The organism is Flavobacterium sp. ST-158 (genome assembly GCF_058309975.1).
Map to the genome: position 1 here is coordinate 24,087 of NZ_JBZEEN010000002.1, position 19,068 is coordinate 43,154.

At 33.0% G+C, this 19,068-nt stretch carries 18 protein-coding genes and 1 pseudogene; 12 read left to right on the forward strand and 7 right to left on the reverse strand.

Going from position 1 to position 19,068, the window contains the following annotated elements; translation table 11 throughout:
• Positions 1-4: 4 nt before the first annotated feature.
• From AC4FRF_RS04620 to AC4FRF_RS04635, 4 genes and pseudogenes are all read left to right on the forward strand, one after another.
• Positions 5-1,036 carry a winged helix-turn-helix domain-containing protein gene (locus AC4FRF_RS04620; protein WP_491158310.1) on the forward strand — a complete coding sequence of 344 codons (1,032 nt, stop codon included), beginning with the start codon at positions 5-7 and terminating at the stop codon, positions 1,034-1,036.
• A 197-nt stretch (positions 1,037-1,233) separates the two neighbouring features.
• Positions 1,234-1,431: pseudogene (locus AC4FRF_RS04625) on the forward strand (CBS domain-containing protein); the annotation flags it as partial.
• Between the two features lie 57 nt (positions 1,432-1,488).
• Positions 1,489-1,704 carry a CBS domain-containing protein gene (locus AC4FRF_RS04630; protein ID WP_491158587.1) on the forward strand — a complete coding sequence of 72 codons (216 nt, stop codon included), beginning with the start codon at positions 1,489-1,491 and terminating at the stop codon, positions 1,702-1,704.
• Between the two features lie 32 nt (positions 1,705-1,736).
• Positions 1,737-1,922: a membrane or secreted protein gene (locus tag AC4FRF_RS04635; protein ID WP_491158311.1), complete on the forward strand. Its 186-nt coding sequence runs from the start codon at positions 1,737-1,739 to the stop codon at positions 1,920-1,922.
• Here the strand turns inward: AC4FRF_RS04635 and AC4FRF_RS04640 are convergent.
• From AC4FRF_RS04640 to AC4FRF_RS04670, 7 genes are all read right to left on the reverse strand, one after another.
• Complete coding sequence (locus tag AC4FRF_RS04640; RefSeq protein WP_491158312.1) at positions 1,919-2,926, reverse strand: FAD:protein FMN transferase; 1,008 nt, start codon at positions 2,924-2,926, stop codon at positions 1,919-1,921. The genes AC4FRF_RS04635 and AC4FRF_RS04640 overlap by 4 nt on opposite strands.
• 10 nt (positions 2,927-2,936) lie before the next feature.
• A complete protein-coding gene (gene nqrF / locus AC4FRF_RS04645; protein WP_491158313.1) occupies positions 2,937-4,202 on the reverse strand; it encodes an NADH:ubiquinone reductase (Na(+)-transporting) subunit F in 1,266 nt (421 codons plus the stop codon).
• A 19-nt stretch (positions 4,203-4,221) separates the two neighbouring features.
• Positions 4,222-4,836 (reverse strand): NADH:ubiquinone reductase (Na(+)-transporting) subunit E, encoded by a 615-nt coding sequence (nqrE, locus tag AC4FRF_RS04650; protein ID WP_491158314.1) that lies wholly within the window; start codon positions 4,834-4,836, stop codon positions 4,222-4,224.
• 34 nt (positions 4,837-4,870) lie between these two features.
• A complete protein-coding gene (locus tag AC4FRF_RS04655) occupies positions 4,871-5,551 on the reverse strand; it encodes an NADH:ubiquinone reductase (Na(+)-transporting) subunit D (protein ID WP_491158315.1) in 681 nt (226 codons plus the stop codon).
• An 11-nt stretch (positions 5,552-5,562) separates the two neighbouring features.
• Entirely contained in the window at positions 5,563-6,294 is a 732-nt protein-coding gene (gene nqrC / locus AC4FRF_RS04660; protein WP_491158316.1) for an NADH:ubiquinone reductase (Na(+)-transporting) subunit C, read from the reverse strand.
• Positions 6,287-7,468: an NADH:ubiquinone reductase (Na(+)-transporting) subunit B gene (locus AC4FRF_RS04665; RefSeq protein WP_491158317.1), complete on the reverse strand. Its 1,182-nt coding sequence runs from the start codon at positions 7,466-7,468 to the stop codon at positions 6,287-6,289. The genes nqrC and AC4FRF_RS04665 overlap by 8 nt, the downstream gene beginning before the upstream one ends.
• 108 nt (positions 7,469-7,576) lie before the next feature.
• A complete protein-coding gene (locus tag AC4FRF_RS04670) occupies positions 7,577-8,932 on the reverse strand; it encodes a Na(+)-translocating NADH-quinone reductase subunit A (RefSeq protein WP_491158318.1) in 1,356 nt (451 codons plus the stop codon).
• Between the two features lie 633 nt (positions 8,933-9,565).
• Here AC4FRF_RS04670 and rhaT point away from each other — a divergent pair.
• The 8 genes from rhaT to AC4FRF_RS04710 all read left to right on the forward strand — a co-directional run bounded on the left by rhaT (position 9,566) and on the right by AC4FRF_RS04710 (position 19,022).
• Positions 9,566-10,636, forward strand: a complete 1,071-nt coding sequence (rhaT, locus tag AC4FRF_RS04675; RefSeq protein ID WP_491158319.1) for an L-rhamnose/proton symporter RhaT — start codon at positions 9,566-9,568, stop codon at positions 10,634-10,636.
• A gap of 33 nt (positions 10,637-10,669) precedes the next feature.
• Positions 10,670-12,805 carry a bifunctional aldolase/short-chain dehydrogenase gene (locus AC4FRF_RS04680; protein ID WP_491158320.1) on the forward strand — a complete coding sequence of 712 codons (2,136 nt, stop codon included), beginning with the start codon at positions 10,670-10,672 and terminating at the stop codon, positions 12,803-12,805.
• 181 nt (positions 12,806-12,986) lie between these two features.
• Positions 12,987-13,301 carry an L-rhamnose mutarotase gene (gene rhaM, locus AC4FRF_RS04685; protein ID WP_491158321.1) on the forward strand — a complete coding sequence of 105 codons (315 nt, stop codon included), beginning with the start codon at positions 12,987-12,989 and terminating at the stop codon, positions 13,299-13,301.
• Between the two features lie 15 nt (positions 13,302-13,316).
• Positions 13,317-14,591: a sugar isomerase gene (locus tag AC4FRF_RS04690; protein ID WP_491158322.1), complete on the forward strand. Its 1,275-nt coding sequence runs from the start codon at positions 13,317-13,319 to the stop codon at positions 14,589-14,591.
• 198 nt (positions 14,592-14,789) lie between these two features.
• On the forward strand, positions 14,790-16,142 hold the full coding sequence (locus AC4FRF_RS04695) for an FGGY-family carbohydrate kinase (protein ID WP_491158323.1): 1,353 nt from the start codon (positions 14,790-14,792) through the stop codon (positions 16,140-16,142).
• A 170-nt stretch (positions 16,143-16,312) separates the two neighbouring features.
• Positions 16,313-17,047 (forward strand): (Fe-S)-binding protein, encoded by a 735-nt coding sequence (locus AC4FRF_RS04700; RefSeq protein WP_491158324.1) that lies wholly within the window; start codon positions 16,313-16,315, stop codon positions 17,045-17,047.
• Positions 17,044-18,435: a lactate utilization protein B gene (locus AC4FRF_RS04705; RefSeq protein WP_491158325.1), complete on the forward strand. Its 1,392-nt coding sequence runs from the start codon at positions 17,044-17,046 to the stop codon at positions 18,433-18,435. The genes AC4FRF_RS04700 and AC4FRF_RS04705 overlap by 4 nt, the downstream gene beginning before the upstream one ends.
• A complete protein-coding gene (locus tag AC4FRF_RS04710) occupies positions 18,435-19,022 on the forward strand; it encodes a LutC/YkgG family protein (RefSeq protein ID WP_491158326.1) in 588 nt (195 codons plus the stop codon). The genes AC4FRF_RS04705 and AC4FRF_RS04710 overlap by 1 nt, the downstream gene beginning before the upstream one ends.
• The last annotated feature ends 46 nt before the right edge of the window (positions 19,023-19,068 follow it).

A 19,068-nucleotide genomic window follows, 5' to 3' on the forward strand; every position in this document is an offset into this window, starting at 1 on the left:
CAAAATGAAAAAAACGTCTAAAATAGCCAGTCTTACTATTGATGAATTTTCGGCTACGCCAAAATACCAACAATTAGTAAATGCTATTTTGAATGCCATAAAACAAGGAGTTTTGAAAAAGGGAGACGCCATGCCTTCTATTAATGAACTCAGTTTTCAATATGAAATATCTAGAGTTACTATTGAAAAAGGTTATAATATCCTTCGTAAAATGGGAATTCTTGAGGCTTTTCATGGTAAAGGATACTTTATTGCAAATACTGATGTTTCGCAGGATATAAAAATATTTTTGATGTTCAATAAGTTGAGCGCACACAAAAAAATAATTTATGATGCTTTTGTGGAAACTTTAGGAGACAAAGCTGCCATTGATTTTTATATCTACAATAATGATTACGCTTTGTTTAAAAAGTTACTACAACAGCAAAAAACAGAATATACGCATTATGTAATTATCCCCCATTTTATTGAAAAATCAGATGCTTATAGGAGATTGATTGATGATATTCCTAAAGATAAACTGATACTAGTTGGAAAAAAAATAAAAGATATTAGTGGAGAATATGCTGCTGTTTATGAAAATTTTGAACAGGATATTTACAATGCTTTAACCGAAGCCTTAGAACCGTTAAGCAAGTATCACACCTTAAAATTAATTTTTCCAACAAATAGTTATTTTTCTAAAGAGATTGTCAAAGGATTTGAAAACTTTTGTTACAATTATGCCTTCAATTTCAAAATTGTAAACAACCTTGATGAAGAAAAAGTTAGCGAAGGAGAGGTGTATATCAATTTGATGGAAGAAGATTTGGTTAAAATCTTAGATAAGATTATAAGTTTAGATTTAACTGTTGGAAAACAGGTAGGTTTGATTTCTTATAATGAGACACCGTTGAAGAATTATATCATGAATGGACTTACTACCATTTCTACTGATTTTAAAACGATGGGTATTTCAGCGGCTAATTTAGTCCTCAATGGTTCCAAAGAACATATAGAAAATCCTTTTAAATTGATTTTGAGAGGGTCTTTGTAATACTTTTTTCTTAAAGTTTTTTTTGATAAAAGACTCTGTGATTAAAGTAAAAAATGTAATGATTATTAAGCCTGTTAAGTAATTACTATAATAGTAGATAGTTATTGTTTTTTATATAAGTATCTGATATTTAAAGCTTTTTTTTAAAGTAATATGTTAGAGAAATCAAAATATAGCTTAATTTTTTCTTTTTTTTTCTTAAATTTATAGATAACATAAATCTATTTATTATGACTGTAGAACAAATATTAAAGGAAAAAGGAACAGAAGTTCATTCGATATGTTCGACTATTACGGTTTATGAAGCATTGAAAATAATGGGAGAAAGAAATGTTGGAGCCGTTTTAATAATTGAAGATACTATTTTAAAAGGGATTTTATCTGAAAGAGATTATGCTCGTAAGATTGTCTTGCAAAATAAAACTTCAAAAGACACTTTCGTCCATGAAATTATGGATGAAGATATGATTACTGTAAAACCAACAGATGATATCTATTATTGTATGGATTTGATTACCAATAGAAGAATTCGACATTTACCTGTATTGTCTGATGAAAAAGTAGTTGGGATTATTTCGATTGGGGATGTGGTAAAAGCCATAATGGAAAATCAAAAAATCACGATTAACTATTTGGATTCGTATATTTCAGGAACTAAAGCCGAATAAGTCTTTTCATTATATCAATTTAGAAAACAATTATGTTAACTATCCTTCTTTCAATTGTACTCTTAGCATTTGGAATTGCAGGAATTGCTATTAAACTATTAGTTAAAAAAAACGGACAGTTTTCCGGTACTTGTAGTAGCAATAATCCTTTAATTCAAAGTGAAGGTGGAGCATGCAGTATTTGTGGGGCTAAACCTCAGGAAAAATGCAAATCTTAGTTCAGTTCGGTTATTGATTTTTTTAAGCCTTCAGAAGTATAAGTTTTCCAAGTTCCGTTTTCATCATATATAAAAAAAACATCTAGTTTTAATTTTTTATTTTGGTCTAAAAATTCCTTTGATTTTCTTAATCCCATAACCATAAATGCCGTAGCATAAGCATCTGCAGTAATAGCATCTTTAGCAATTACAGTAGTACTTAATAAATTATGTTTAGCTGGATAGCCTGTTTTAGGATTGATGATATGAGAGAACTTCTGATTGCCTTCTACATAAAATTTTCTATAATTTCCAGAAGTAGCAAGTGCTTTATTGTTTAAGTGAATAATGGCTTCTAATTCTCTTTCAGAAGTTGATTTTTCGTTGGGTTGATCAATGCCTACTTTCCATGCTTCTTTACCTTTTTTCCCTTTGGCTTTCAATTCGCCACCTATTTCAACTAAATAATTATAGATGCCTTTTTTCTCTAGAAAATTAGATAAAACATCAACGGAATATCCCTGTGCTATAGCATTAAAGTCTAGTTTGATTTGTGGTTTTTCTTTTATGATTTTGTTGTTTTCCAGTCGCAACATTTTATAATCCACTAATTGCAATAAACTATCAATTTGATGATTGTTTAGGTTGTTTTTTTTCGAAAAACCAAATCCCATGGCATTGACTAAAGGGCCAACAGTTATGTCAAATAATCCCTCTGTTTTTTCTGAAACTTCAACGGATTTTATAAAAACATCTCTGAAATATTGATCTACAATTACGTTGGGTTCGTTATTGTTTATTTTGGAAATAATGGAATTAGGAATCCATGTTGACATTGATAAATCAATTACATTTAATAGAGAATCAATACTTTTTTTATAATTTACATTGTTCTCAGCAATATAGGTGATATGATAAGTAGTTCCTTGTGCATTACCTACAATTTGAATTAACTTTTTTTTATTGTTATTGCAAGCTGTAATAACAATAAGAGATGTGAGTAAGGGGATTAGGAATTTTTTCATACAATGGTTTTTATCCTCCAAAATCATCAAATGCAATATTTTCAGGTGGTACTCCTAGTTCGTCAAGCATTTTAAAAATAGCTGCATTCATCATTGGTGGTCCACAAATATAATATTCTACATCTTCTGGGGCTTCATGATTTTTGAGATAATTTTCAAACAAAACTTGATGAATGAATCCCGTGTAACCTGTCCAATTATCTTCAGCTAATGGTTCAGAGAGTGCGATATTGTATTCAAAATTAGAAAACTCTTTTTCTATATTTCTGAAATGTTCTGTGTAAAAAACTTCTTTTAAAGATCGTCCTCCATACCAAAAACTCACTTTTCTATCTTTTTCTTTTTTGGTATGAAAAAGATGAAATAAATGAGAACGTAGTGGGGCCATTCCTGCACCACCACCAATATAAATCATTTCTCTTTGGGTTGGTTTAATATGAAAGTCACCAAACGGTCCAGCAATAGTAACTTTATCTCCGGGTTTTAGAGCAAAAACATAAGAAGAGGCAATTCCGGGATTAACATTCATAAAACGACCAGCTTTTCGGTCAAAGGGAGGAGTAGCAAGACGTATATTGAGCATGATTATGTTTCCTTCCGCAGGATGATTAGCCATTGAGTAAGCTCTGAAAATAGGTTCAGGGTTTTTCATCTTTAAATCCCAAATTTGGAATTTATCATAATCCTCTTTGAAACGATCGTCAATTTTGTAAAGATTATTTTTGAAATCAATTTCACATCCAGGAATGTCAATTTGGATATAGCAACCCGATTCAAATTCTAAAAATTCACCTTCAGGTAATTTGACCACTAATTCTTTAATGTAAGTAGCCACATTGTCATTAGAAACAACTTCACATTCCCATTTTTTAATCCCCATAACATTGGCAGGAATTACTATTTCCATATTCTGCTTAACTTTCACTTGGCAACCTAATCTCCAATTTGATTGTTGTTCTTTTCTGGTAAAATAAGGAGTTTCAGTTGGCAATATTTCGCCCCCTCCAGATAGGACTTGGCATTTGCACATGCCACAAGTGCCACCACCGCCACAGGCTGATGGTAAAAATATTTTTTCATTAGACAAGGTTGTCAATAATGAGGAACCCGCTTCGGTTTTAAGTTCGTCTTTTTCGTTAATGGTAATTTTTACTAAACCAGAAGGGGTAAGCTTGGATTTAGCAAATAGAATTATATACACAAGCAGTGAATTGAATAGTAAAAAAACAACTACACTGCAAATGACTGTGGTGCTATTAATACTTAGAATTATCATCTTTTATTTGATTATAAATTTATAACGAAATTCCCATAAAACTCATAAAGGCAATGGCCATTAATCCAGTTAGGATAAAAGTAATTCCCAGACCTCTCAATGGAGCAGGAACATTGGAATACCTTAATTTTTCTCTAATTGCAGATAAGGCTACAATGGCTAAAAACCATCCTACACCAGAACCTAAGCCAAAAACCGTGGCCTCACTTAAGCTAGCGTATTCTCTTTCTTGCATGAATAAAGCTCCTCCTAAAATGGAACAGTTAACGGCAATAAGGGGTAAAAATATACCTAAAGAGGTGTACAGTGCTGGAGCATATTTTTCGACAATCATTTCTACTAATTGTACAATAGAAGCAATGGTAGCGATAAACATAATAAAACTTAAAAAACTAAGATCAACGGTTTCAAAATCGGATGAGAGCCATCGTAAAGCACCTGCCTTTAAAACATATTTTTCTAAGAGATAACAAGTAGGAACTGAAATAAATAAAACAAATGTCACAGCAAGCCCTAGTCCTACAGCACTTTTTACTGTTTTGGAAATAGCCAGATATGAACACATGCCTAAGAAATAGGCAAATATCATATTTTCAATAAAAATCGCTTTTATAAAAATATTTACATGTTCCATAACGCAATGTTTTAATTGTATAATCTAGTTTTGATTATTTGGACTCAATGAGTTTTTGGTTTCGGCTTCTTTGAATCCAAATAAGTATTCCTACAATGATTAAAGCCATTGGAGGCATAATGACAAGGCTGTTATTGAAATAACCCATTTTATAAATGGATTCGGGAATGATTCGGAAACCTAATAATTCACCAGAACCAAATAATTCTCTAATAGCAGAAACAATCACTAATATCAAACCATATCCCAATCCGTTTCCGATCCCGTCTAAAAACGAAGGCCAAGGTTTATTAGACATGGCAAAAGCTTCTAATCTTCCCATAATAATGCAATTGGTAATAATTAGACCTACAAAAACAGATAATTGCTTGCTGACATCAAAGACAAAAGCCTTTAAAAATTGATCAACTAAGATTACCATCGCAGCTACAACGGTTAATTGGACGATAATTCGAATGCGATTTGGAATAATATTTCGGATAAATGAAATAATAACATTGGAAAATGCACAAACAATCATTACAGCTAGCGCCATAACAATTGAAGGCTTCATCTTGACCGTAACTGCCAATGCCGAACAAATACCCAAAACTTGAACTGTTATAGGATTATTGTCGTTCAAAGGGTCGTATAAAAGCTTTTTGTTTTTAGGTGAAAACAAAGGTTCTTTAGGTTTCTTAGCTTTTTTAAAAGCTGTGAGTGTTTCTTTGCTCATAATACTTTGATTTATTTGGTAAATGTTATGGCATTTTGTTTTTTGAAATAAGGAATATAATTACTGAGGGTTCGATGAAACATTTCTGTTACTCCTTTACTAGTTATTGTTGCACCCGAAATAGCATCCACACCATGTAAATCTGTGGGTGAAGCGCCTCCCTTAATGGCTTTTACCGATACAAAAACACCTTTGTTATCAAATATTTTTTTGCCAACGAATTGTTGTTGAAATTTTTCAGTTTCTATTTCAGCACCAAGACCAGGTGTTTCGCCTTTGTGACCAAAACTTACACCATAAACGGTATTCATATCACTTTCGAGTGAAATATAACCCCAAATAGGTCCCCATAATCCTTTTCCCCTAACAGGAATAATGTAAAAGGATTTTCCGTCTTTATTACAGATGAAAAGAGGAAATAATTGTTCAGCTGATTTTCCTGTTTTCATTTTGTCAAGTTCTTTTTTAAGGTCGATATCAAAGGCTTTAATTTTACCCGTTACTACCTCGCCTTTATTATTCAAAACAATTTGTTTGGTGATGTACTGGTCAAATTGATGTTCCGTTTCAGCGGTTTCTGTTGCAATTGAAACGCTGGTTAAAATGTTTTTCATTTTCTCTATCCGAATGTTTTTGTCTTGATATGGTGCCAAACTGATAGCTGCTACTGATAATAGTATGGCGATTACTATTACCATGCCCGAAGAAAATAGAAACGTAGCTTTGTTACTGTCTTTATCCATTTTGATTTTTTATTGAGGTAGCCCTTTTTAATCTTCGTTTGATATTTGCGGCAACTACATAATGGTCAATTAAAGGTGCCATAACATTCATAAATAATATTGCAAGCATCATCCCTTCGGGATAGGCGGGATTGAATATGCGAAATAGAATAGCTAACATCCCTATTAAAAAACCATAGATGTATTTCCCTTTATTAGTTTGTGCTGCACTAACAGGATCAGTTGCCATAAAAATAGCTCCAAATGCAAAACCTCCTAATACCAAATGATGTAGTGGGCTAATTTGCATTAAGGTGTTCAAACCAAATAAATTAAAAATTGATGCCATTGCAAATCCACCAATAAAAACAGAGCTCATAATGCGCCAACTTCCAATTCCAGTATATAATAAAATCACTGCGCCAATTAAGCAGGCAAGTGTAGAGGTTTCTCCTATAGAGCCCGGAATGGTTCCTGTAAACGATTCCATTATACTTGGAATTTTGTTTGCTAAACCAGCCGCCGCGTCGCCTAATGGAGTAGCACCACTGTATGCGTCAACTATATTCTGGCCTTGTTCTGTTTGTGTATTGATCCATACTTCATTTCCCGACATTTTTGTGGGATAAGCAAAAAATAAAAATGCTCTTGCAGTAAGTGCAGGATTTAAAACATTCATACCTGTGCCACCAAAAACTTCTTTCCCGATAATCACTGCAAAAATGGTTGCCACGGCTAACATCCACAACGGAACTTCAATTGGCATAATCAACGGAATCAGCATTCCAGAAACCAAAAAACCTTCGTTAATAGTATGTTTTCTGATGATGGCAAAAATAAATTCGGTTGTTAAACCTGCACCATACGAAACTATAATTAAGGGAAGCACTTTGATGGCTCCAAAAATAAAATTATCAGAAAGGCTGTTGTTCAAAATTCCTAACGCTTGATAGTGCTGGTATCCTATATTCCACATTCCAAATAGCAGGCAAGGTATTAGTGAAAGAACAACCAATATCATGGTGCGTTTTAAATCAATGGCATCCCTAACATGGGTTCCTTTGCTTTTGGTTGTATGATTAGGAACAAAAAGAAAAGTTTCGAATGCATCGAAAGCAGGATGAAATTTCTCCAGTTTTCCGCCTTTTTCAAAGTTAGGTTTTAGATTGTCCAGTAATTTTCTAAGTGCTTTCAAATTCAATTATTTTTTAAATGATGAAAAGATATATCTAAATAGATTATGTAGAATATATAGCCGGTAATCAATTGTTATTTCAATTAAAAAAAGCAATTACAGTTTTTTTTAATTGAATTCTTTGCGTATGATATCAAGTCCGTGACGGATAATTTCTTGTGATTTTATTTTTGAGGTGCACACTAATTCACATAGAGCAAAGTCCTCTTCAACAACTTCATAAATACCCAGTTTTTCCATCATATCGATATCCTCAATTAATATTGATTTTAGCAATTGAACGGGATAGATATCCATTGGGAAAACCTTTTCGTATTGTCCTGTCATTACAAAAGGACGTTCTTCACCATGAGTATTTGTGTTGAGGTTGTGTTTTTTATTAGGAGTTAACCAAGAGAAAAAGGTTCTAGAAATACTAAATTTATGGAGTCCTGGTGCTAACCAGCCCATAAACTCGTATTCGTTTCCTTCAGGGATAATAGTAATTTGAGAATCATAAAACCCTAAAAAACCGTCAGATGGTATTTCTCTTCCAGATAGTATAGAACCGCTGATGATGCGGTTTTCTCCTTTTTTTAAACAAGCTTCGTTAATGCTGTTTTTTATGGAAGTACCCACAATGGTTTTGTAATATTTTGGAGTTTCTATTTGAGAACCTGTTAAAGCAAAGATTCTGGTAGCATCAAACTTTCCTTCGTTGAATAATTTACCAATTATGATTACATCTTGTGGATTAATGTACCAAACAATGTCTCCTTTATTAATAGGATCTATGTGGTGAATTTGTGTTCCTACATTTCCAGCGGGATGAGGGCCTGCTATTTTATTAATTTGGACATTTTTTACTTGTAAAAAGGGTGAAGAAGGAGCGGTATCAGCGGCAACGTTCAAATGTAATTTTCCAGTAGTTAACTTTTTTAAAGCATCTATTCCTGTTTGAAAATGAATTTCTTGACCTTTTATGATAAAATCATAATCGGGAGCTAATGGGTTGGTATCAAAGGCGGATATGAAAATTGATTTAGGAGTGTCACTAGGATTGGCTATAATTCCATAAGGCCGCTGACGGATAAAAGGCCATACACCACTTTCTAATAACTTAGTAATGATATCTTCTCTACTGTTTTGACTGGGTTTGGATTTGTCAAAAGGGAGGTGTTTTATTTCTCTGTCGGCTAGAATTTTGATTGCTAAAATCACTCTTTTTTCACCTCGAACAATTTCAACTATTTCACCACTAACAGGTGAGCAAAACCGAATAGTCTCATTATTTTTATCATACAATAGCGGACTGCCTGCTAGGACAGTATCTCTTTCTTTAACTAGTAATTTTGGCGTAAGCCCCACAAAATCTTTTGGTTTAATGGCAAATACATCAGCAATAGGTAAATCCAATACGGACTTTGTCGCTTCACCGATTAATTTGAGATTCAATCCCCGTTTAATTTTAATATATTCACTCATACATTATCAAATTTTTTTGGGTACTAATTATATATGTTAGTCTTTGAACAATTTTTTTGTTTACTAAGTAAAGAGATGCATTGGATATGTTGATTAAGGATATTAATATTAGTAAGAATAGTGAACTAATTTAGTGATTTTGTATTTAAAAAGCAATAAAAAAAACTATTCTCAGATTGTTTTGTATGATTTAAAAAAAAAGAAAGTTTAAAAGTTTTTTATGTAGCCTTGTTGTTTTCGTATGGAATACATTAAAAAAAGAGTGCTATTTTTAATTATTTTATATTGTTTCAAAAGACTTGTTTATGTTGAGACTTACTCAAACTGGCAAAAAAATCGAAATCAAATTTAATAGATATATTTTTTAAGAAAAGCTAGTATGTTAGTTAGAGTTAAATAATTTTAAAAAAACATATAATTATTTAATTGGTAAGTTGTAAAAAGATATTGATAGTTTCTTAAAATTTATAGGCAAATGTTGATATTAAATTTTAACATTTAGTAGAGAATCTGTCAGAAATGTTTAAAAATTGTATAAAAAGTGTTAATACAAGGACTGTACAGGACAGTTTTAAAAATCCTTTTTTTTTATTTTACATTTCTATTAATTAACCTTTAACTCAAATTTATTTTATGGAATCAATTCTTGGTATTCTTTTTCACTCAATTGGAGGTTTTTCCTCTGGAAGTTTTTATATGCCTTTTAAAAAGGTAAAAGGTTGGGCTTGGGAAAGCTACTGGATTGTAGGAGGTTTTTTCTCTTGGTTAATAGTTCCACCATTAGCAGCTTATTTGACCATACCTAATTTTACTGAGATTATTAGTGCTGCAGCTCCTTCAGTTAAAACTGTTACTTATTCAATGGGATTAATTTGGGGTATTGGTGGATTAACTTATGGTCTTGGAGTTCGTTATTTAGGGATGTCTCTGGGGAATTCTATTACATTAGGTTTTTGTTCTGCATTTGGTGCATTAGTACCGCCTATTTATTACAATTTTAATCCTATTGAAGGAAAAGTATCTTTTACAGAGATGGCTTCTACTCCAGGAGGACAATTGGTTTTGTTAGGAGTATTGGTGTGTATTTTGGGAATCGTATTGTTAGGGAAAGCAGGAACACTTAAAGAAAAAGATTTCGCAGTAGGACATGAGGATAAGGATAAGGATTTTAACCTTGTTAAAGGACTTATTATTGCGATAATTTCTGGAATTTTAAGTTCTTTCTTTAATTTCGGAATTGAAGCTGGTAAACCAATGGCTGATACGGCAAATGAGGCTTGGAAAGTTTTAAATCAGGGGCAAGGTGAATTTTTGTTTCAAAACAATGTTACCTATGTAGTATTGCTTTGGGGAGGTCTTACTACTAACTTTATTTGGTGTATGTACCTTAATTTTAAAAATAAAACTTTTGGAGATTATACCAACAAAAATACTCCAATTAGTCGAAATGTTTTGTTTTCTGGTATTGCCGGAACCATGTGGTTTTTACAATTCTTTTTCTACGGAATGGGAGAAAGTAAGTTAGGAAATGGAGCAAGTTCTTGGATTTTACATATGTCAACAATTATTTTGACAGCTAATTTCTGGGGATTTTATTTAAAGGAATGGAAAGGAGTTTCGGATAAGACATATAAGGTTTTCTTTTTTGGAATTGCTTTAATGTTTTTATCAATTGTTTTAGTTGGTTTTGGAAACTCTTTATAATGATATAGAATAACAATTTAAAATTTTATAATAATGTCAAATACAAATACAATGACTTTTAAACACGTAAGTTACCTATGGGATGATGCTAAGGCTGCTGAATTAGCAGGAGATGAAGTAGCACTATTTATCTATCGCTCTAATTTATTAGGAGCCGATTTGAGATTAACGAACTATGGAGGAGGAAATACATCTGTAAAAATTACTGATAAAGATCCGCTAACTGGAGCTGCAACTGAGGTAATGTGGATTAAAGGTTCTGGTGGAGATATTGGAACATTAACAAAATCAGGTTGTGCTGCTCTTTATTTGGAAAGATTACGCAATTTAGAAAACGTTTACAGAGGAATTGAGCATGAAGACGAAATGGTGGAATTATTCAACCACTGTATTTTTGATTTAGCTTCAAAGGCACCTTCAATTGATACGCCTTTACACGGTTTCTTACCATTTGCTCATATTGATCACTTACACCCAGATGCTGCAATTGCTATTGCTGCTGCAAAAGATGGTGCTAAAATTACTGAAGAGTTATTCAACGGAGAGATTGGATGGGTTGGATGGCAACGTCCTGGTTTCGATTTAGGTTTGCAAATGCGTGCTTGCCTAGAAGAAGCTGCTGCTAAAGGGAAAAAATTAAAAGGAGTAATGTTAGGATCTCACGGTTTGTTTACTTGGGGAGATACTTCATACGAAAGTTATATCAATACTCTTGAAGTAATTGAAAAATGTGCTGAATATTTAGAGTCTAACTACGGTAAAACTCGTCCAGTTTTTGGAGGTCAAAAAATTGAAAGCCTTCCAGTTGATGCACGTAAATTGCAAGCGGCTAAATTAGCTCCAATCTTAAGAGGTTTCTGTTCTTCAGAACGTAAAATGATTGGTCACTACACTGATGATGCTAGAGTTTTAGAATTCATCAATTCTAATGATTTAGAAAAATTAGCTCCTCTTGGAACTTCTTGTCCAGATCACTTCTTGAGAACTAAAATTAGTCCTTTAGTAATTGAATTGGCTCCAAACGAAGATTTATCTGACGTTGATGCTGTCAAAGCAAAGTTAACTCCAGCTTTTGAAGCATACCGTCAAATGTACTCTGAGTACTATAATACATGCAAAAAATCAAACTCACCAGCAATGCGTGACCCAAACCCAGTGGTTATTTTATACCCAGGAGTTGGTATGTTTACTTTTGCAAAAGACAAAACTATGGCTCGTTTGGCATCTGAATATTATACAAATGCTGTAAACGTAATGAAAGGTGCTGAAGCAGTTTCAGAATATACTTCATTGCCACGTCAAGAAGCTTTTGATATCGAATATTGGTTGTTAGAGGAAGCTAAATTACAACGTATGCCAAAACCAAAAGCATTATCTGGAAGAATTGCTGTTATCACTGGTTCTGCTGGTGGAATTGGTAAGGCTATCGCTAAAAAATTCGCTGAAGAAGGTGCTTGTGTTGTTATTAATGACATTAACGAAGAGCGTTTAGAAGGAGCTACTGCTGATTTTATCAAAACTTTTGGTAAAGATGCTGTTTCTAGTACTTTATTAAATGTTACTGACGAAAATAGTACAACTTTAGCTCTAGATGCTGCTTGTTTAGCATTTGGAGGAGCTGATATTATCGTTAACAATGCCGGAATTAGTATTTCTAAATCTATCGCAGAGCATTCATTAGAAGAATGGGATAGATTGTATGATATCTTAGTAAAAGGACAATTTATTGTTTCTAAAGCTGGAATCGAAGTAATGCGTAAACAAGGTTTTGGAGGAGATATCGTTAATATCGTATCTAAAAATGCAGTAGTTGCAGGACCAAATAATCCTGGTTATGGATCTGCTAAAGCTGCTCAAGCTCACTTAACACGTTTAATGGCTGCTGAAGTAGGAGCTGATAAAATCCGTGTGAACACTGTTAACCCAGATGCTGTAATCTCTGATTCCAATATTTGGTCAGGTGGATGGGCTGAAGGACGTGCTAAAGCGTATGGTATTACTGTAGCTGAATTGCCTGCTTACTACGCTAAGCGTACTTTATTAAATGAAATTATATTGCCAGATGATATTGCCAATGCATGTTATGCTTTTGTTGGAGGTTTATTAGGAAAATCTACAGGAAATGCATTAAATGTTGATGGTGGAGTATCTATGGGCTTTTACAGATAGTTTTTAGATGTTAGTTTTTAGATTGATTTATCTAACGTTCGATTTATTTCGAGCGTTAGATTTTTCTTAATCTAATAACAGCATGTTTGTTTTTTATTTTCTTTTTAAAAAACAGTTCTTCTTTATAACAACTTAGGTGGTTAGTAATTTTTAAGTCTACCGCTTATAATCACCATAAATTATGAAAAAAGTAGCTTTTAAAATGCAATTGCATCAAGGGCAAATGCAGGAGTACCAAAAAAGACATGATGAGTTGTGGCCTGAATTGGCTGATTTGTTAAAAAGTGTTGGAGTAGAAGATTACTCTATTTTTTTAGACGAAGACACATATGCTCTTTTTGGTGTTTTAAAAATTGAAGATCCTAGTCGTTTAGACGAACTTCCTCAGCATCCAGTGATGCAAAAATGGTGGAAATATATGGGTGATATTATGGATGCAAATCCCGACAATTCGCCAGTGAGTGTTTCACTCAAAGAAGTTTTTTATTTACCTTAAAAAAATGTAATTATCATGATATTAGATTCTAATAAAATTGCTGCTCATAATGATGGGCTTTTTACAGCTCATAAAAACAAATTAGTTTTTACAGCTTCAGAAATTGCTGAAACTGAAAATATTATTCAAAAATTAATCGATTTCCAAATTGCTATCCCTTCTTGGGCTTTAGGTACAGGTGGAACTCGTTTTGGACGTTTTCCAGGTGGTGGAGAACCTCGTTCAATAGAAGAAAAAATCGAAGATGTAGGTTTGCTACACGCTTTAAATAAAGCTTCTGGAGCAATTTCTTTACATATTCCTTGGGATACGGTGTCTGATTATAAGTCTATTAAGTCTTTAGCAGCACAACACGATTTGAAATTTGATGCTGTTAACTCTAATACATTTCAAGACCAAGCTAATGCTGAGTACTCCTATAAATTTGGTTCTTTACAAAATGTAAATAAATCAATTCGTAAGCAAGCTGTTCAACACAATATCGATGTAATCCAGCAAGGTGTTGAGTTAGGTTCTGAGTCATTAACGGTGTGGTTAGCTGATGGTTCATGTTTTCCTGGACAATTAAATTTCCGTAAAGCATACCAAAATACATTAGAAAGTTTAGAAGAAATCTACGAAGCATTGCCTGCTAACTGGAAATTATTTTTAGAGTATAAATGCGCTGAGCCTAATTTCTACTCTACAACTGTAGCTGATTGGGGACAATCTTATTCTTACGTTAAAAAATTAGGTGATAAAGCTAAAACTTTAGTGGATTTAGGTCACCACCTTCCAAATGCTAATATTGAACAAATTGTTTCATTATTATTAATGGAAGATAAATTAGGAGGTTTCCATTTCAATGATTCTAAATACGGAGATGATGATTTAACTGCAGGTTCATTAAAACCATACCAATTATTCTTAATTTTCAACGAATTAGTAGAAGGAATGGATGCAAGAGGAATGAACCATGCAACCGACTTAGGTTGGATGATTGATGCTTCTCATAACGTAAAAGATCCAATGGAAGATTTATTACAATCTGTTGAGGCTATTATGATTGCTTATGCTCAGGCACTTTCTGTGGATAGAAAAGCTTTAGAAATTGCTCAAAACGAAAATGATGTAGTTAAAGCTCAAGAGATTTTACAAAATGCTTTCCGTACTGATGTTCGTGCATTAGTAGCTGAAGCTCGTTTACGTGCTGGAGCAGCTCTTAATCCAGTTGGATTGTACCGTCAGTTAGCGGTACGTGATGCTTTAATTGGAGAAAGAGGATTAAAAACTGTAGCAACAGGATTGTAAAAAATAAATAACTATCTGTTTTAAGACTATCATTTTTTTCGCCACGAATTCACTAATTTTTTTTGAATTCGATGCCTTAATTTGATTAATTATAATCCAAATGATTGATTATTTGTGTAATAACATAAGGAAGTATTCGTGAATTGGTGGCATAAAGAAATAGGTACAAGTAACGGACAGTCGTAAAAACAACATTAAATGAATGCAGTAGCCATTTTCGATATTGGAAAAACAAATAAAAAAGCCTTTCTCTTTAATGAAAGTTATCAAATTGTTTGGGAAAATTCAGTAAATCTTCCAGAAACAGTTGATGAAGATGGATTTCCTTGCGAAGATATTGTAGCGCTAAAAGATTGGTTTTTGGTATGTTGGGAACAGATGAAAATGCAAACCCAATACAACTTGAAGGCAGTTAATTTTAGTACTTATGGTGCCAGTTTTGTATATATTGACGAAGAAGGAAATCCTTTGACACCTTTGTACAATTATCTAAAACCATATCCTGAAAAGCTAAAAGATAAATTTTATTCTAAAAATAAAGGAGAAGAAGTTTTTGCTGTAAAAACAGCTTCTCCTGTTTTAGGAAGTTTGAATTCTGGAATGCAAATTTATCGTTTGAAAAAAGAAAATCCTGAGGTTTTTAATAAAGTAAAATATTGTTTGCATTTGCCACAATACATGAGTTATCTTTTGACTAAAGAAGGTTTTACCGATATAACAAGTATTGGTTGCCATACTAATCTTTGGAATTTCAATAAAATGAAATACCACAAATGGATTAAAAAACAAAATATAACAGAAAAACTGGCTCCAATTCATAGTTCTGAAGATGCTGTTACTTTAGCAGACGGAACTGCTGTTGGTATTGGTTTACACGACAGTTCTTCAGCTTTGATTCCTTATATAATCAATTTTGAAGATCCTTTTGTGTTGCTTTCAACAGGAACTTGGGTAATTACAATGAACCCATTTAATGATAAGAAGCTTACTTTTGAGGAGTTGCAAAACGACTGTTTGTGTTTTCTACATTATAAAGGAAAACCAGTTAAAGCTTCTCGATTGTTTGCAGGAAATGAACATGAAATTCAATCATTGAAATTGGCAAAGCATTTTGATGTTGCAGTAGATACTTATAAACATGTTCTTTACGATAAAGATATTATTACTAAGTTAAGAGCTAATTTCAAACAATATACAAAAGGAGATAGTAAAATTTTAAAAGATTGCCCTTTTAATAAAAGAGACTTATCTGATTTTGAAAACTACGATGAAGCCTATCACCAATTGATGTTGGATTTAATTGCTCAACAAATTGTTTCGACAAACCTGGTGATTCATAATAGTCCTGTAAAGAAAATTTTTGTTGATGGAGGTTTTAGTAAAAATTCTATTTATATGAATCTATTAGCGGAAGCTTTCCCGAATATGGAAGTTTACGCCGCATCCATGGCACAAGCGAGTTCTTTAGGAGCCGCATTAGCCATTCATAAAAATTGGAATACGAAACCAATTCAAAATGATTTAATAGATTTGAAATTTTATAAACATTAATACTTAAATTTGCCTATCATAATTCAATATAAAAAGAAGAATGATAGGCAATTTTACTTAAAGTATTAAGCAATTAACAAAAACTTATGTAAGGAGCATCAATTTAAGTAATTGCCAAAAGTAATTATGCAAATTACATAGAACCCTAAAAAAAAAATAAAAATCAGCGTATGAAAGTTGGACTTTTTATACCATGCTATGTGGATCAATTTTATCCACAAGTAGGTATTGCAAGCTTAGAGCTATTACAAAAATTGGGATGTGAAGTGAGTTTTCCAATGAATCAAACCTGTTGTGGGCAACCTATGGCTAATAGTGGTTATGCACATTTAACGGGAGGATGTGATGCTAATTTTGTGGCTAATTTTTCTGAATTTGATTATATCGTTTGCCCTTCTGGAAGTTGTACCATGCATGTGAAGGAACACCTTCATTCGAAAGAGAATGAAGCTGCTGCTACACATATTAGAAAACATGTTTACGAACTAACAGAATTTCTAACAGATGTATTAAAAGTAGAATCTATCGAAGGGAATTTTCCTTATAAGGTAGGAATGCACCAAAGTTGTCATGGTCAACGAGGACTAAAGCTTTCGCAAATGAGTGAGTTAAATGCGGCTCCTTTTTCTAAGCCAGAACAATTATTGACGAATATAAAAGGTTTAGAATTAGTTTCTTTAAGTAGAAAAGATGAGTGTTGTGGTTTTGGAGGTACTTTTTGTGTAACCGAAGAGGCTGTTTCTGTAAAAATGGGACAAGACCGTATAAAAGACCACCAAGCACACCAGGTAGATTATATTACAGGAGGAGATATGTCCTGTTTAATGCACTTAGAAGGAATTTTAAAAAGACAAAAAAGCAATATAAAAGTAATTCACATTGCAGAAATTTTAAACTCAATATGAAAGAAAATACAATAGATCACAGTACAGCGGCAGCTACTTTTAACAAAGATGTAGAACGTGTAAACTGGCATGATGAAACGCTTTGGTTTGTTCGTTCTAAAAGAGATAAATCAGCTCATGCTATTCCTGAATGGGAAACGCTTCGCGAGACTGCATCAAATATTAAAAATAACGTACTCTCAAATATGCATCTCTATTTGCAAGAGTTTGAAAGTAATGCATTGAAAAACGGAATCATTGTCCACTGGGCTGCTGATGGAGACGAACACAATAAAATAGTGCATTCTATTATTGCTAAGCATGGTGTTACCCAAATGGTAAAATCAAAATCAATGCTTACAGAAGAATGTCATCTAAATGAATATTTAGCAGATAATGGAGTTGAAGTAATTGATTCCGACCTAGGGGAGTTTATTGTTCAATTAAGAAAAGAACCACCAAGTCATATTGTATTGCCTGCTATTCACCTTAAAAAGGAAGATGTAAGTGATACGTTCAATGAGCATCTTGGAACAGAAAAAGGAAATTATAACCCACAATATTTAACTGAAGCAGCTAGAAAAGAATTAAGAGATACTTTCTTAACTAGAAAAGTGGCACTTACGGGAGTGAATTTTGCAGTTGCTGAAACAGGTGAATTTGTAGTGTGTACTAATGAAGGAAATGCCGATATGGGGGCACATCTTGCCGATGTTCATATTGCAAGTATGGGGTTTGAAAAATTAGTTCCTCAGCGCAAACATTTAGGTGTTTTCTTGAGACTTTTAGCTAGAAGTGCCACGGGTCAACCTATTACTACTTTTTCAAGTCACTTTAAAAAACCTAGAAAAGGACAGGAAATGCACATTGTAATTGTTGATAATGGCAGAAGTACCCAATTAGGACGTGAAGAGTTTAGAAATTCTTTAAAATGCATTCGTTGTGGTGCTTGTATGAACACTTGTCCTGTTTACAGAAGAAGTGGAGGACACAGTTATCATAATGCAGTTGCAGGACCTATTGGTTCTATTTTAGCGCCAAATTTAGACATGAAAAAGAATGCCGATTTGCCTTTTGCAAGTACCTTATGCGGTTCTTGTTCAAATGTTTGTCCGGTAAAAATTGATATTCATGACCAATTGTATAAATGGCGTCAGGTATTGGTTAAAGAAGGATATACACCTCCTTCTAAAACGATGGCGATGAAAGGAATGTCAGCTGTTTTAGCTAATCCTACCGTATTTAAAATTGCTGGAAAAGCAGGAAGGTTTGTAATCAAGAATATGCCATTTATGGTAAATAATAGCATGAATGCCTGGTACAATCAAAGAGAAATGCCAACACCTCCTGAAGAATCATTTAGAGAATGGTATGCTAAAAAGCAAAAAGAATCTAAAGACAAAAAATAATGAGCAGTAGAGATAGTATTTTAAATAAGATAAAAAGCAATCAACCTTTATCAGTAAATGAATTGCCAGATCTAAGCGTTTTAGGGTTAGAAAAATTTGACGTCATTGAAACCTATAAAACAGTACTAAAAGGTATTGGTGGTTTTTGTGAAGAAGTGAGTAGTTTAGACGAAGTAAAAAACTATATTACAACACATTATCCTGCTGATAAAAGAAAAATTACAACACTTTTGGAATTTGCGGATATTGCAGAAACTGACTGGACAAATGATGATCCACATAGTTTACAAAATGTAGAATTAGCTGTTATAAAAGCACATTTAGGTGTTGCTGAAAATTCAGGCCTTTGGGTAACGGATGCTATTTTAGGACAAAGAGTTTCACCTTTTATTCCGCAATATTTGGCTATTATAGTGAATAAAAGTGATATTGTAGCTACTATGCAACAGGCTTATGAGCGCATTGGTGATTTGGACTATGGTTTTGGTACTTTTATTGCTGGTCCTTCTAAAACAGCCGATATTGAACAATCATTAGTACTAGGAGCTCATGGAGCAAGAGGATTGACTGTCTTTTTGATGGAATAATATATTATAGATTCATAAAAAAATCGCCTCGTTTATCGAGGCGATT

Bases quoted from the DNA above. Each gene is read 5' to 3' on its own strand.
- AC4FRF_RS04620 (WP_491158310.1), top strand. From the start codon at position 5: ATGAAAAAAACGTCTAAAATAGCCAGTCTTACTATTGATGAATTTTCG.
- AC4FRF_RS04630 (WP_491158587.1), top strand. From the start codon at position 1,489: ATGGATGAAGATATGATTACTGTAAAACCAACAGATGATATCTATTAT.
- AC4FRF_RS04635 (WP_491158311.1), top strand. From the start codon at position 1,737: ATGTTAACTATCCTTCTTTCAATTGTACTCTTAGCATTTGGAATTGCA.
- AC4FRF_RS04640 (WP_491158312.1), bottom strand. From the start codon at position 2,926: ATGAAAAAATTCCTAATCCCCTTACTCACATCTCTTATTGTTATTACA.
- nqrF (WP_491158313.1), bottom strand. From the start codon at position 4,202: ATGATAATTCTAAGTATTAATAGCACCACAGTCATTTGCAGTGTAGTT.
- nqrE (WP_491158314.1), bottom strand. From the start codon at position 4,836: ATGGAACATGTAAATATTTTTATAAAAGCGATTTTTATTGAAAATATG.
- AC4FRF_RS04655 (WP_491158315.1), bottom strand. From the start codon at position 5,551: ATGAGCAAAGAAACACTCACAGCTTTTAAAAAAGCTAAGAAACCTAAA.
- nqrC (WP_491158316.1), bottom strand. From the start codon at position 6,294: ATGGATAAAGACAGTAACAAAGCTACGTTTCTATTTTCTTCGGGCATG.
- AC4FRF_RS04670 (WP_491158318.1), bottom strand. From the start codon at position 8,932: ATGAGTGAATATATTAAAATTAAACGGGGATTGAATCTCAAATTAATC.
- rhaT (WP_491158319.1), top strand. From the start codon at position 9,566: ATGGAATCAATTCTTGGTATTCTTTTTCACTCAATTGGAGGTTTTTCC.
- AC4FRF_RS04680 (WP_491158320.1), top strand. From the start codon at position 10,670: ATGTCAAATACAAATACAATGACTTTTAAACACGTAAGTTACCTATGG.
- rhaM (WP_491158321.1), top strand. From the start codon at position 12,987: ATGAAAAAAGTAGCTTTTAAAATGCAATTGCATCAAGGGCAAATGCAG.
- AC4FRF_RS04690 (WP_491158322.1), top strand. From the start codon at position 13,317: ATGATATTAGATTCTAATAAAATTGCTGCTCATAATGATGGGCTTTTT.
- AC4FRF_RS04695 (WP_491158323.1), top strand. From the start codon at position 14,790: ATGAATGCAGTAGCCATTTTCGATATTGGAAAAACAAATAAAAAAGCC.
- AC4FRF_RS04700 (WP_491158324.1), top strand. From the start codon at position 16,313: ATGAAAGTTGGACTTTTTATACCATGCTATGTGGATCAATTTTATCCA.
- AC4FRF_RS04705 (WP_491158325.1), top strand. From the start codon at position 17,044: ATGAAAGAAAATACAATAGATCACAGTACAGCGGCAGCTACTTTTAAC.
- AC4FRF_RS04710 (WP_491158326.1), top strand. From the start codon at position 18,435: ATGAGCAGTAGAGATAGTATTTTAAATAAGATAAAAAGCAATCAACCT.